The organism is Halalkalibacter lacteus, assembly GCF_036663595.1.
Lineage (GTDB): Bacteria > Bacillota > Bacilli > Bacillales > Bacillaceae_D > Halalkalibacter > Halalkalibacter lacteus.
In genome coordinates, this window is record NZ_JAWRVL010000371.1 from 1 (window position 1) to 247 (window position 247).

1 pseudogene is annotated in these 247 nt (G+C 67.6%); it reads left to right on the forward strand.

The features are described from left to right. Positions 1–247, forward strand: a pseudogene (locus SAZ04_RS22690) (alpha-amylase family glycosyl hydrolase); the annotation flags it as partial.

The following is a 247-nucleotide window of genomic DNA, read 5'->3' on the forward strand; positions in this document are numbered from 1 at the left end:
GTGATGGACTACGTCATCAACCATGCCTCCTGGCAGTTCCCGCCCTTCCAGCAGGCCGTGGCCGACCGCAGCAGCCCCTGGCGCCGCTGGTTCGTCTGGAACCCCGACCCGGGCCCAGGCTGGGACATCTGGGGCAAGGTGCCGTGGTACGACGCCAGCACCCAACCCTGGACCTGGACCGGAGAATTCAAGGACTTGCCGCCGCTCAAGCCGGGGTCGCCGGACATCTACTTCGGCACCTTCGGCC